Origin of the sequence: Pseudoalteromonas sp. S1610, assembly GCF_005887465.1 — a bacterium.
Classification (GTDB): domain Bacteria; phylum Pseudomonadota; class Gammaproteobacteria; order Enterobacterales; family Alteromonadaceae; genus Pseudoalteromonas; species Pseudoalteromonas undina.
In genome coordinates this window covers 87,575-99,759 of the sequence record NZ_PNDI01000020.1, presented here as the reverse complement: position 1 = coordinate 99,759, position 12,185 = coordinate 87,575, and the positions used below count along the sequence as shown (strand labels likewise).

The window sequence follows — 12,185 nt, the reverse complement described above, 5'->3', positions numbered from 1 at the left end:
AAAGGTCAACAGACCCTAATGGCAGCAGTAATATTTTTTGGAATTAAAAATGACCAGTGATAATCAAGCTATAAATAAGCGTAAAAAGAATAATCCGCTTATCGAAATCGTATTTAATATCATCATACCTTCAGTCATTTTAATGAAATTTTCAGGGCCTGAATATTTAGGCAGCGTGATTGGCTTAATTGTGGCGCTTATATTCCCTATTAGTTACGGTATTTATGATTTTATAAAAGCGGGCTCATTAAATTTTATTTCACTTTTGGGCTTTTTAAGTACTTTGCTTACCGGTGGTATTGCGCTGTTTGAGCTTAATGTTGAGTGGTTAGCAATTAAAGAAGCGGCTATACCAGCAATCATTGGTTTTACCGTGCTGATGTCGGGCTTTTTTGGTAAACCCTTGCTAGCCAAGCTCTTATTAAACTCACTTTTATTTAAGTTAGACACTATTTACGATGCCCTTGATGAGCGCGGCAATACGCAAAACTTTAAACAAAAGATTACTAATGCTAATTACTTATTAGCGCTGACCTTTGTGTTTTCATCAACGATGAATTACCTCTTAGCTAAATGGATTGTTACTAGCCCAGCAGGTAGCGTGGAATTTAACGAGCAACTTGGTGAAATGACGCTATTGAGTTATCCAGTGATCGCGATTCCATCTATGATAATGCTGATTGGAATTTTTATTTATGTGATTAAAGTGCTGACCAAGCTGACCGGTATGAAGTTTGAAGATATGGTAAATGCCGAGTAGATAAAACGCATAAAAAAACCGTTGCTTAACAACGGTTTTTTTTTGCTATCAATATTTACTTGTAGTGAGAGTAAAGTTGGTAATTAGTTCTGTGGTACGGAATAAGTTTATAGTTTGGTTGTAAAAAAGTGACTAAGTCGGTGAGTTCAGATACGGTCATGGTATCGTTAAATACCGTCATTTTTGAGCTGCCATCTTCATTTCTGGCGTCGGGTCTATAAGGCCTAGAAAACCGATGTGAGGGGTTTATCACTGACGTGACCAGCTCAGCATAAGTAATTATTTTGGTTTTATTACCTCCTAGCTTAATAGAAATATCGTCATGTTTTGTTACGCTGCTATCTTCAACGCCTGCAAGGGTGTGACATGCCAAGCACTTATATTTTAAAAACACGGCTTTACCTTGTTCTGCATTCCCCTCTGGCAAGCTAAAACCTCGTGGAGAATCAACTCCTTTATCACAGCCTGTGAGTGCAATTAAACACAAGGTTAGTAGAGTGTATTTCATTAGAGCTCCTGTATTCTCAAATTAATTTTACGCATTACTAACGCAAACTCATTTGCGTCAACAAATGCTTCTTTTAAGAAATAGCCTAATTTGAGTGTAGTCAAAGAGTGGCGAATAGCCTAATTGTTGTGCATATATGCTCAAGGAGAATAACTAAAGAGTTGAATAATAATTAATGATGGAATGAAACATTACAAGCATGAAAAAGCCCAGCAACTTGCTGGGCTTCGTAAATTAAACGTTTACCATAAATATTAACTGTTCAATTGACCCGTAGATGATTCTATATGGGCACGCACAAACCACTGATATTGCTCAAGCTCTGCAAGTTGCGCAATGATCATATCTTCAGATACCGGATCAAGCTCACCGAGTGACTCAATAGCTTTACGGTGATCACCGTTAACGCCGTTATATACTTTGTCTAAGGCGGCTAGGTGTTCAGTTACTAAACCTTTGCCGATGGCGTAATCTTCCCATGTACGACGATCAACAATCGATTTTGGTGTACCAACCGGAACGCCGCCTAAAGTGGCAATACGTTCTGCTATGGTGTCGGTCATTTCACGCACGGTTTCAACTTGTGGGTCTAGCATTTCATGTACGCCAATAAAGTTCGGACCTACTACATTCCAATGAATATGTTTTAAAGTTAGCTGTAAATCAATTAGCGCTACCATGCGATCTTCTAGAACAGATATTGCTTTATTTGCTGATTCGTTTTCTACACCGGGAGCGGTAAATTCAGCGACTTTGTTTGCATTATTACTGTTACTCATTATTCCTCCTGCTATTTTAAAATAGTGTTCGCTTTACTCAAGTGAGTGTTTTAATTGCGATAACGAACACGTCTTGTACTAATAGAAGCAATGGGCATGCCGATAGATTATTTGATTTAAGTAATTGAAATTTAAAAGTTTAATTTTTATTTAATAAAGTTTTAAGGAGTGTTTAGCTCAAAGGGTATGAAAAATATGCACTTTTTTGTAAATTCTGCAAAATCGAAGTGCTAAAAATTGTTAGCAAATAGCTTGCTCTTTATAGTTGTTCTAATGGAGGTATTATCATTGTTGATTAATGATCTGTTACATATACTCAACCCAAAGATCTATTAAAGGAGAAGTGTATGCTGAGGTTTTTTTCCATCGAGCAAGGAGTGATCAAAGAGTTAGAGCCGTTGCCCGATACTCCTGTTGAAGTATCCATAAGGAATGCACATTGGATTGATACTATTAATCCAACACCGCAGGAGCAAAATGCGCTTGCAAAAACGCTCAATATAACTTTTCCTGATTCGGTCGATGTAGAAGAGATTGAAACGTCGTCAAGGTGCTTTATCGATAGCGAAGGTTTGCATGTACATGCATTGTTTATGTCACCTAACGAAGGACGGTTCAATACTGTGACTGTAGCTTGTTTGTTGCAAAACAATTGCTTACTTACTATTCGTGATGAAGAACTGGCTGACTTTAGACTATTGCGCTTAAGAGCGCGCAAAGGTCAGGTGGCATGTGATACGGCAAAACAGTTATTAATTACTTTATTTGATCAAAAAGTTGAAAACCATGCTGATATGCTCGAAGACATGCATCATCAATTAGAGAAGCTTAGCGCATATGTACTTGAAGAAGATAACTCAGACCTAGAAGAAGCGGTTGGTCGCATAGCTCGTTTAGAAGATGCTAATGGTAAAGTGCGTTTATGTTTAATGGATACTCGACGCAATATTTCGTTTTTAATACGTCGTTTAGGCGCGCAAAATGATGAGCGCGAGTCACTTCGAGAAATCGTACTTGATATAGAAACCTTAATGTCACACTGTACCTTTCTGTTTGATAAAATAAACTTTTTGATGGATTCAACGCAGGGCTTTATTAATATTGAACAAAATCAAATTATCAAAACTTTCTCTATTGCTTCAGTGGTTTTCTTACCGCCTACAGTAGTGGCTAGTGTGTATGGTATGAATTTTAATATAATGCCAGAGTTACATTGGGAATGGGGTTATCCATTTGCAATTGGCATTATGTTGCTGTCGGGCTTCGCCCCTTATTTATTTTTTAAACATAAAGGGTGGTTGTAATACTTTAATGTTGCAAACTGAGCGCTCAAATCATTAACCGGAATACTGATGTGCTTTTAATACTTCAAGCGGAATAATGTCGAGCGCTTTTTGGTTTGTCGCTCCAAGTACCACTGGAGGAGCAACGTTCGCAGCAATGGCATGATACCAACGAATCGCACATAAGCACCACTTATCGCCAGCTTTTAAACCAGCAAAATCATACAAAGGATTAGGGCTAATTAAATCGTTGCCTTGCGCCTTGGAAAACTGCAAAAATTCGTCGGTCATAATGGCGCATACACTATGATTGCCAAAGTCTGAATCTGGTACATAACAAAATCCCTCACGGGTATAGCCACCGTTGCCACAGCAAAGTTGTAAGCGAGTTCCTAGTACATTTAATTGATTAGCCATATGAAAACTTACCTTGTAATAACCATTAAAAGCAGGGTGTTTACCATAACAGGCTGTTAGTGACTTAGCTATCTATGCTGTTAATTTTATATATCTGTTAAGTGAGTAAAAACTGCATTTGGCAAAGCTAAATACAGTTTTCATTAAAGAAGAATATTTACGAGAGCAGTGCTGCAGCTAAACGTACAAAATCAGAAGACGTTAAAATACCTACTAGCTGACCTTGCTCGCTAACAACGGGCATGCAACCGTGGCGATTATCTACAAAAAATTTAACGACATCTGATAGCGGCTGCTCTGGGGTTACACTAATAAAATCACTCACCATAATATCTTCTACTTTTGTGAGTTTTTCTTTGCGTTGTAATGCATTAGCACCAAACGTTGCCATGATACCCATGACTTTGGCGACCATTATTTTTTGTGTGAGCATACCGACAAATGCGCCGTCTTCGTCAATAACAGGAATATGGCGAACGTTTTTTTCTTTCATTAAATTATGTGCGTCATGCAAAGTACTTTTTACGTTCACTGAAAATGGGTTCGGTGTCATTAAGTCTGTAACGTTTTGACTCATGTTTATTCCTTTATATTATCTGTGGTGTATCAGCTTATATTAGCGCTATTTTTAAGCTTTGCACCTTATTCAGATCAAGGTTTTTACGGATTTTATAAACTGAGGGAGAAGAGGCAACACTTAATTAAATGCCAAAAAGCATTTAATTAAGTGATAAAACTACAGGTAAATGTTATTCATAACCACGTGGTGTTTTTGTTTTAATAACAGCAATGTATCCATGCCAACTAGCGTAACTAAGTAGTGGCATAATAATAATAAATCCAGCGGCACCTGCAGCAAAGCCAAGCGCTACCAGTACAAATATACAAATTGACCATACTACCATGGCTGCAAAGTTTTCTTTAACTGCGTGGATTGAAGAAACGACTGCGGTCATAATATCAACGCGTCTTTCCATCATAATTTGCGGCGTAAATGCAGAAATTGAAAACACACTGACCAGCAAAATCCCACCGATAATGCTGCCTATAGTTAAAAACGCAGAAAGTTCTTCAAAGGTCGGGTTTACATGGTTTGGGTATAACGCATGCACAATTGCAGCTAGGCGCATCCAAATAATCATAATTACCATGAGTAATACCGCAAAACCCCATTCACCTACAGGGTTACGAAACATTGATTTTAATGAATGGCTTAATGTAGGTTTGTGGCCTTTCTCAAGCTCCCAGGCTACATCGTATAGGCCAACGGCGAATACCGGACCGATTAAAGCAAAAGCAACGGTTGCAGGTAAAATAGCTAAGTGGCTGTCGGTAAGTACAACAGAGTAAACAATCGCTACCGGAATAAGCGTGAAGATTAAACCGTAAATTAAACTCAACATGGGCGCGCGCGCCATATCTTTAAACGCTAACGAAAGCCAATGAAAAGCGGCAAATGTATTTACTTTGTTGCACTCTAAACAACGTGCGAATTTAGTGTCTTTGTCTATTGTGTTTGTAGTTGGCATAAAGATGCTCCTTTTTTAGTCACCTTTTAGGTTTAGAACATAGATGTTTTATTTACAACTCATAAACAACTTATACGATTGATTTAGTCGCATTGTTCATTTGTTAGTCATTTTTATTGGGTTAGCTATTTTGTTTATTTAAATATATGTTTGAGCACGTACTTAAAAAGTGGGTTCGTATTTCTTTTCCACAGTGGTAATCTAAGCCCTGAAGCTAATTTTAAGAGACCGTAATGAAGGAAAATAAACAACAATTTCAAGGATCTTTACTGGGTAGCAAACGGTTTTTACCTCTGTTTGTGACGCAGTTTTTCTCTGCTTTAAATGACAATGTATATAAGCAATCAATCCTACTTATTTTAATTTTTCAGGCTGCTACGGTAGCTGATGGTGCCTTTTATTCTAATTTGGCGGCAGGATTATTTATTTTACCGTTTTTTCTATTTTCAGGCATGGCTGGGCAAATTGCAGAAAAGTTGGAAAAATCAAAACTAATCAGCATCGTAAAGTTTTGCGAAATACCTATTATGCTGGTGGGCGTAGTATCGATTTTAACCGAGCAGGTTTGGTTAATGTTAGGTACTGTATTTTTAATGGGTTTACAAAGCACTTTTTTTGGACCGCTTAAGTACTCTATTTTACCGCAGCATGTGGCCCCAAATGAACTAACTAAAGCGAATGGACTGGTGGAGTCGGGTACTTTTGTAGCAATTTTATTGGGCACGGTATTTGGCACCTATTATATAACCCAAGCAACGGGCCCTATTTATATCAGTATCGCAATAGTAAGCCTTGCAGTTATTGGCTTTTTAAGCAGTCGATTTATTCCTAAAAGTGCAGCCAATGATGCTAACTTAAAAGTATCGATTAACCCTATTACTTCAACCAAAAGTGTTTTTAATGCGCTTAACGCACAAACCGAGTCGGTGGGTAAGTCAGTATTAGGGATCAGCTGGTTTTGGCTTATTGGTGCGGTGATACTAACGGCGCTCCCTAACTACGTAAAACATGTTATGGGAGGCGATGAGTTGGTGGTGACGGCTGCTTTAGTGGTGTTTTCGTTGAGTATTGCATTAGGATCTTTATTGTGTGAAAAGCTATCGCGATCACGTATTGAGTTGGGTATTGTGCCTTTTGGTGCACTGTTAATTACCTTATTTTTATATTTATTAAGTCAAGAACCTGGTATTGAATCTTATCGTTTAGTTAATGAGTTGCAGCTTACTCTTGAGCAAGTAATTAATACTGGCGATATGCTATGGCATTTTGTTTGGATGGCAGGAATTGGTATTGCCGCAGGGTTTTATACGGTACCTTTGTATGCACTCATTCAGCAGCGTACTCACCCCGATAGCCGTTCACGAGTAATTGCAGCTAACAATGTATTAAACGCATTGTTTATGGTTGGCAGCGCCGTTTTAAGTATTGTTACTTTAACGCTATTACACTGGGATATTTCACAATTACTGTTGTTATTAGCAGGGCTTAATTTACTAATATCGCTGTACATATACACCAAAGTACCGGAGTTTTTCTTACGTTTTATTATCTATATTTTAGCGATTTGTATGTATCGTGTGCGCACTAAAGGCCAGCTCAATATTCCCGATGAAGGAGCTGCGGTGGTGGTAAGTAATCATGTTAGCTTTGTTGATTGGATGTTTATTTTAGCGGCGTCACCTAGGCCAATTCGATTTGTTGTATTTGCACCTATTTATTATTCACCGGCACTTAATTGGTTGTTTAAAATGGCCAAAGCTATCCCAATTGATAGTCAAAAATCAAATCCTAAGGCGTTTAATAAAGCTTTTGATGACATTGCGCAAGCACTGGAACGTGGTGAGCTAGTGGGTATTTTTCCTGAAGGAAAGCTCAGCGGTGATGGCGAAGTTGATGTGTTTCGCCGTGGTATTGAAAAAATAATTCAGCGCACGCCTGTGCCTGTTATCCCTGTTCATTTAGATGGATTATGGGGCAGTATGTTTAGTCGAAAAACTAAATGGCGACTACCTAGACCCAAATGGTCGTTGGTAAGCGTAGCGATTGGTGAGCCGGTTGCGTCTGAAAATGTGAGTGCCGATGACTTACGTGATCGAGTACTTGCTTTAAAGTAGCTTAGTAATAAAAAAGCGCTGCAATTAATTGCAGCGCTGTGGTTGTGTTACTTAATGGTTATTAACGGTCTAAATTCATTACTTTAGTCCATGCTTTAACAAAGTCTTCTACAAACTTTTGTTTTGATGTATCAAAAGCATACACCTCAGCAACTGCACGTAGTTCTGAATTTGAACCAAAAATCAGATCAACCGAAGTGGCGGTGTACTTTTGCTCACCTGATTGACGATCAAAGCCTTGATAAATGCCAGCATCAGACGATTTTTTCCATACCGTCGACATATCTAACAAGTTAACGAAGAAATCGTTATTTAGTGTACCTGGCTTGTCGGTAAATACGCCGTAGTCAGTGCCTTTATAGTTTGCATCAAGTGAGCGTAAGCCACCGACTAATACAGTCATTTCAGGGACTGTTAGGTCAAGCTGATCCGCTTTATCAATCAGCATTTCAGTTGGCGATTTATAGCTTTTCTCTGCATCAAAATAGTTTCTAAAACCATCGGCAGGCAACTCTAATAAGCTAAATGCATTAACGTCAGTTTGTGCTTGTGTAGCATCGCCACGGCCAGCATTAAACGGCACGTCTACTGAGTAGCCTGCATCTTTGGCTGCTTTTTCAATCGCTGCATTACCACCAAGCACAATTAAATCAGCAAGCGATACATAGCTTTTGCTAAATAAGCTGTCGTTAAAGTCAGCTTGAATCGCTTTTAATACTTTAAGTACCTTTGTGGTTTCTGCTGGATTATTTACTGCCCAATCTTTTTGTGGTGCTAGCGCAATACGTGCGCCGTTGGCACCGCCGCGCATATCTGAATCACGGTAACTGGCAGCCGATGCCCATGCCACACGTACTAACTCAGGTACACTTAGGTTCGAGTCTAAAATAGCAGCTTTCAGCTCTTTTACTGCACCAGCATCAATGTTTGATTTAGTCTCTGCTGAAATAGGGTCTTGCCAAATTAAGTCTTCTTTTGGTACTTCTTTACCTAAAAAGTTACGTGGTGGTCCCATATCTCTGTGAGTTAATTTGTACCATGCTTTAGCAAATGCAAGTTGATACTCTTTTGGGTCATTTAAAAAGCGTTCAGCAATTTTGCGATATTCAGGATCAAATTTTAATGCTAAATCGGCAGTGGTCATTACCGGTGGGTTAAATTTACCCTTAACGTGCGCATCAGGTACTGACTTATGTAATGATTCATCTGTTGGGATCCACTGAATAGCGCCAGCAGGACTGCGAGTTTGTTTCCACTCAAAGTTAAGTAGGTTGCTTAAGTATAATGATGACCAGCGAGTAGGTGCTTGTGTCCATGCGCCTTCTAAACCACTAGATACAGTATCTTCAGAGTGACCTTTACCACATTTGTTTTTCCAGCCTAAACCTTGCTCTTCAATACCTGCTGCAGCAGGCTCTGCACCCACACAGTCTTTAGGTTTGTGCGCACCATGCATTTTACCAAAGGTGTGACCACCGGCGATAAGTGCTAGGGTTTCTTCATCGTTCATCGCCATGCGAGAAAACGCAACACGAATATTTTTAGCTGAGCCAATAGGATCAGGAACCCCTTTAGGCCCTTCTGGGTTTACATAAATTAAACCCATGTGTGTTGCACCCAATGGGCGTTCTAGTTTGCCGCTGGCATCTTCACGGTCGCTGGCAAGCATTTCTACTTCAGGACCCCAGTAAACCATGTCTGGTTCCCAATCGTCAGTACGACCACCAGCAAAACCATAGGTTTCAAATCCCATGTTTTCTAAGGCAACGTTACCTGCTAATACGATTAAGTCTGACCATGAAAGGGCTTCACCGTATTTTTGTTTAATTGGCCAAAGTAAACGGCGCGCTTTATCCAAGCTTACGTTATCTGGCCAGCTATTAAGCGGTTCAAAACGTTGTTGACCACCGCCAGCGCCACCACGGCCATCAAGCGTACGATAGGTACCTGCACTGTGCCAAGTCATACGAATAAAAAATGGACCATAGTTACCAAAATCTGCCGGCCACCAATCTTGAGATTGGGTTAGCAGAGCGTCGATATCACTTTTTACAGTGTCTAAATCTAGGCTGTTAAATACCTCTGCATAATTAAAGTCACTACCGTAAGGGTTTGAACGTAGATCATGATCGCGAAGAGGAGATAGGTTAAGTTGATCTGGCCACCAAAATTGGTTGGTTCTGGTTGCACCCATTTTTGCCTCACCCATACCTACAGCACCTTTTGGCTTAGACATTTGTGGCTTTTCTTGACTAAAAGCAGAGCCAGACATAAGTGCCATACTTATAAATCCAACAAGCGCTTTTTTTGTAAATGATCGGTTTTTCATTGTCAGCTTCCTTAAAGTTAACGAATTTCGTTATATACAAAGCGTATTAAAAATAGGGTCTACTCATTTAAAAACAGTAGGCTAAAACTTCATTCAAGTTGTTTTTAAACGAACCTGAATGCACTAAGCAGTGCGAATAGTATAGTAAGGAGGCTAAAAACCGTGTGTGAAATAAAGCGATTGATACAATCTATAAAAATGATTAATTAAAGTTAAATGATTAAATAAATAAATCACTAAAGAGCTTTGAAAGAGGGGCAGACATAAAAAAGCCCAGCGTAGGCTGGGCTATTAGATTAAAGTGAGTGCTATTGAGTTTTCATTAATTTACTGGTGATCACACCTGAGGTCATGGAGCCCGACACGTTGAGTGCAGTGCGCGCCATATCTATTAATGGTTCAATAGAAATAAGTAAAGCCACTACCTCTATAGGTAGTCCCATGGTCGGTAATACAACCAACGCTGCGAAGGTAGCACCACCGCCAACACCTGCAATACCAAACGAACTAATAACCACAATACCAATTAGCGGTAAAATAAACTCAAATGTAAGTGGGTCAATCCCCACACTTGGCGCAACCATCATCGCAAGCATAGCAGGGTAAATACCAGCACAACCGTTTTGACCTATAGTGGCACCAAAAGAAGCCGATAAATTAGCGATTGCAGGTGGCACTTTTAACTGGTTAATTTGCACATCAACATTCATAGGAATAGATGCCGCTGAGCTACGTGAGCTAAAAGCAAAGGTAAGCACAGGCCAAATTTTTTCAAAGTAATTTTTTGGATTAACGCCCACTAAGCTAAGCAATAAACCATGCACAACAAACATTAGTAAAATAGCCACGTAAGAAGCCACAATAAAGGCGAGTAAATTTAAAATATCGCTACTGCTTGAGTTTGCCACAACGCTTGCCATTAGGCCCGCAACACCATAAGGCGTTAATGCAATTACCATGCGAACTAAGCTCATTACAGTAGCTTGTAGGGCGTTTACACCGTTACGAATTGGGCTAGCAAGTTCTGTTTTTTCAAGCATTACTTTACGTGCAGCTATACCAACAAGTACACCAAATATAACCGTGGCAATAATAGAGGTTGAACGTTGATTACTTAAATCCGCAAATGGGTTTTCAGGAATAAAGCTCAGTAGCATTTGCGGCACACTTAGGTCGGCTACATTCGCGGCTTTGCTTTGTAGGGTGTCCATTCTTGCGGCTTCACGAGTACCCGAAACAAGCCCTTCAATGCTCAAGTCAAATCCATACGTTACAGCAATACCAATTAGCGCTGCAATTGCGGTGGTAAACAGTAAAACAGAGATACTAATAAAGGATATTTTCCCCAGTGAGCCTTGGTTCTCAAGCTTAACCACAGCGGCAATCATAAAGACCAATACCAATGGCATAATGATCATTTTTAGTAACCCGACATAGCCTTTACCTACTATGCTTACCCAGCTGAGTATTTCTTTAATGGTCTCTGGGGAGTGAGCAAACAAAAACTGTAGGGCTAAACCAAAGGCGCTACCAAGCACTAAACCAAATAAAACGGTACGAGATAAAGAGCTGCTTTTTTGCGAAACAAGATAGATGGCGAACAGCAAACCGACAAATAATGCCAACATTAATAATACAGCAAGCGACATGGTACCCTCTTTTATAGCTGTGAATTAGCGCGGCACTTTAACGCTTTGTAAGACGTTAACAAAATACGCTTTCGCTATGGGATAGAATTAAAATGAATATAGTAATAATATTAAAGTATAACGAATGAGCACATTATTGAAAAAATCAGCCCATATGATTGTATTTTCTTCAAATTATGGGACTTACTATAGATCGTAAGCCTTGTTTAAAGCGTAAGTCTGATACGAATTAATTGGTCAACGTGTTCACTTTAGTTTTATTTAAAGATAGGGAGTAAAGGTATGTTAAAGGCAATAATGGCGCTGGTGATGGTTTTAGTGGTTAGCGGGTGTTCAACCCAATATCCAAACCAAGCATTACTGGGTAAGCAATTTCCCACCGTTAGCGGAGAAAGCTTAGAGCAACAGTCATTCACCATTCCTGATGATTTTAATAACCCAAATACGTTGTTATTAATTGGATATAAACAAGATAGCCAGTTTGATATTGATCGTTGGCTTATTGGTTTAGATATGAGTGCAGTTGATGTGACTGCCTATGAGTTGCCAACCATTCAGGGGATGGTTCCTCGTATGTTTAGTACCTTAATTGATAGCGGTATGCGCAAAGGGATCCCAAAAGAGTTGTGGGGTGGGGTGATCACAATTTACGAAGATGGCGATAAAGTTCAGGCATTTACTGGCAACGAAAATCCTAATAACAGCCGTGTGATACTGCTTGATGAGAGTGGCAAAATAATTTACTTTTACGACCGTGGTTTTTCTGTATCGGCATTAAATAATTTAAAAGCGGTTTTGGAAAAGCAATAAGTTGTAG

Annotated in this window: 11 protein-coding genes; 4 read left to right on the top strand and 7 right to left on the bottom strand. The window is 39.4% G+C overall.

All coding sequences use genetic code 11. The annotated features are described in order from the left end of the window. Window positions 1-49: 49 nt before the first annotated feature. On the top strand, window positions 50-760 hold the full coding sequence (locus CWB77_RS09815) for a VC0807 family protein (RefSeq protein WP_010387557.1): 711 nt from the start codon (window positions 50-52) through the stop codon (window positions 758-760). 55 nt (window positions 761-815) lie between these two features. Here CWB77_RS09815 and CWB77_RS09810 read toward each other — a convergent pair whose 3' ends face one another. Continuing rightward, a complete protein-coding gene (locus tag CWB77_RS09810) occupies window positions 816-1,268 on the bottom strand; it encodes a c-type cytochrome (RefSeq protein ID WP_138622550.1) in 453 nt (150 codons plus the stop codon). Window positions 1,269-1,522: 254 nt separating this feature from the next. Next, a complete protein-coding gene (gene dps / locus CWB77_RS09805) occupies window positions 1,523-2,047 on the bottom strand; it encodes a DNA starvation/stationary phase protection protein Dps (RefSeq protein WP_054201878.1) in 525 nt (174 codons plus the stop codon). 347 nt (window positions 2,048-2,394) lie between these two features. Here dps and corA point away from each other — a divergent pair, with 347 nt between their 5' ends. Beyond that, complete coding sequence (gene corA / locus CWB77_RS09800) at window positions 2,395-3,351, top strand: magnesium/cobalt transporter CorA (RefSeq protein ID WP_010387561.1); 957 nt, start codon at window positions 2,395-2,397, stop codon at window positions 3,349-3,351. A 33-nt stretch (window positions 3,352-3,384) separates the two neighbouring features. Here corA and CWB77_RS09795 read toward each other — a convergent pair whose 3' ends face one another. From CWB77_RS09795 to CWB77_RS09785, 3 genes are all read right to left on the bottom strand, one after another. After that, window positions 3,385-3,747 carry a DUF2237 family protein gene (locus CWB77_RS09795; protein WP_138622548.1) on the bottom strand — a complete coding sequence of 121 codons (363 nt, stop codon included), beginning with the start codon at window positions 3,745-3,747 and terminating at the stop codon, window positions 3,385-3,387. A gap of 157 nt (window positions 3,748-3,904) precedes the next feature. Next, window positions 3,905-4,324: a CBS domain-containing protein gene (locus tag CWB77_RS09790; protein ID WP_010387564.1), complete on the bottom strand. Its 420-nt coding sequence runs from the start codon at window positions 4,322-4,324 to the stop codon at window positions 3,905-3,907. A 172-nt stretch (window positions 4,325-4,496) separates the two neighbouring features. Then, window positions 4,497-5,276: a DUF2189 domain-containing protein gene (locus CWB77_RS09785; RefSeq protein ID WP_008111401.1), complete on the bottom strand. Its 780-nt coding sequence runs from the start codon at window positions 5,274-5,276 to the stop codon at window positions 4,497-4,499. A 233-nt stretch (window positions 5,277-5,509) separates the two neighbouring features. Between CWB77_RS09785 and CWB77_RS09780 the strand changes: the two genes are divergently transcribed. Continuing rightward, window positions 5,510-7,390 carry an MFS transporter gene (locus tag CWB77_RS09780; RefSeq protein ID WP_138622546.1) on the top strand — a complete coding sequence of 627 codons (1,881 nt, stop codon included), beginning with the start codon at window positions 5,510-5,512 and terminating at the stop codon, window positions 7,388-7,390. A gap of 61 nt (window positions 7,391-7,451) precedes the next feature. On the opposite strand, the gene katG is transcribed toward CWB77_RS09780, so the two are convergent. Together katG and CWB77_RS09770 are read right to left on the bottom strand one after the other, a co-directional pair. Further along, window positions 7,452-9,719, bottom strand: a complete 2,268-nt coding sequence (gene katG / locus CWB77_RS09775) for a catalase/peroxidase HPI (RefSeq protein ID WP_138622544.1) — start codon at window positions 9,717-9,719, stop codon at window positions 7,452-7,454. 308 nt (window positions 9,720-10,027) lie between these two features. Next, the gene (locus tag CWB77_RS09770) at window positions 10,028-11,368 is read right to left on the bottom strand and encodes an L-cystine transporter (protein WP_010387567.1); all 1,341 of its coding nucleotides are present in this window, start codon (window positions 11,366-11,368) and stop codon (window positions 10,028-10,030) included. A 282-nt stretch (window positions 11,369-11,650) separates the two neighbouring features. Between CWB77_RS09770 and CWB77_RS09765 the strand changes: the two genes are divergently transcribed. After that, complete coding sequence (locus tag CWB77_RS09765; protein ID WP_109874160.1) at window positions 11,651-12,178, top strand: hypothetical protein; 528 nt, start codon at window positions 11,651-11,653, stop codon at window positions 12,176-12,178. The last annotated feature ends 7 nt before the right edge of the window (window positions 12,179-12,185 follow it).

Bases quoted from the DNA above. Each gene is read 5' to 3' on its own strand.
- CWB77_RS09815 (WP_010387557.1), top strand. From the start codon at position 50: ATGACCAGTGATAATCAAGCTATAAATAAGCGTAAAAAGAATAATCCG.
- CWB77_RS09810 (WP_138622550.1), bottom strand. From the start codon at position 1,268: ATGAAATACACTCTACTAACCTTGTGTTTAATTGCACTCACAGGCTGT.
- dps (WP_054201878.1), bottom strand. From the start codon at position 2,047: ATGAGTAACAGTAATAATGCAAACAAAGTCGCTGAATTTACCGCTCCC.
- corA (WP_010387561.1), top strand. From the start codon at position 2,395: ATGCTGAGGTTTTTTTCCATCGAGCAAGGAGTGATCAAAGAGTTAGAG.
- CWB77_RS09795 (WP_138622548.1), bottom strand. From the start codon at position 3,747: ATGGCTAATCAATTAAATGTACTAGGAACTCGCTTACAACTTTGCTGT.
- CWB77_RS09790 (WP_010387564.1), bottom strand. From the start codon at position 4,324: ATGAGTCAAAACGTTACAGACTTAATGACACCGAACCCATTTTCAGTG.
- CWB77_RS09785 (WP_008111401.1), bottom strand. From the start codon at position 5,276: ATGCCAACTACAAACACAATAGACAAAGACACTAAATTCGCACGTTGT.
- CWB77_RS09780 (WP_138622546.1), top strand. From the start codon at position 5,510: ATGAAGGAAAATAAACAACAATTTCAAGGATCTTTACTGGGTAGCAAA.
- katG (WP_138622544.1), bottom strand. From the start codon at position 9,719: ATGAAAAACCGATCATTTACAAAAAAAGCGCTTGTTGGATTTATAAGT.
- CWB77_RS09770 (WP_010387567.1), bottom strand. From the start codon at position 11,368: ATGTCGCTTGCTGTATTATTAATGTTGGCATTATTTGTCGGTTTGCTG.
- CWB77_RS09765 (WP_109874160.1), top strand. From the start codon at position 11,651: ATGTTAAAGGCAATAATGGCGCTGGTGATGGTTTTAGTGGTTAGCGGG.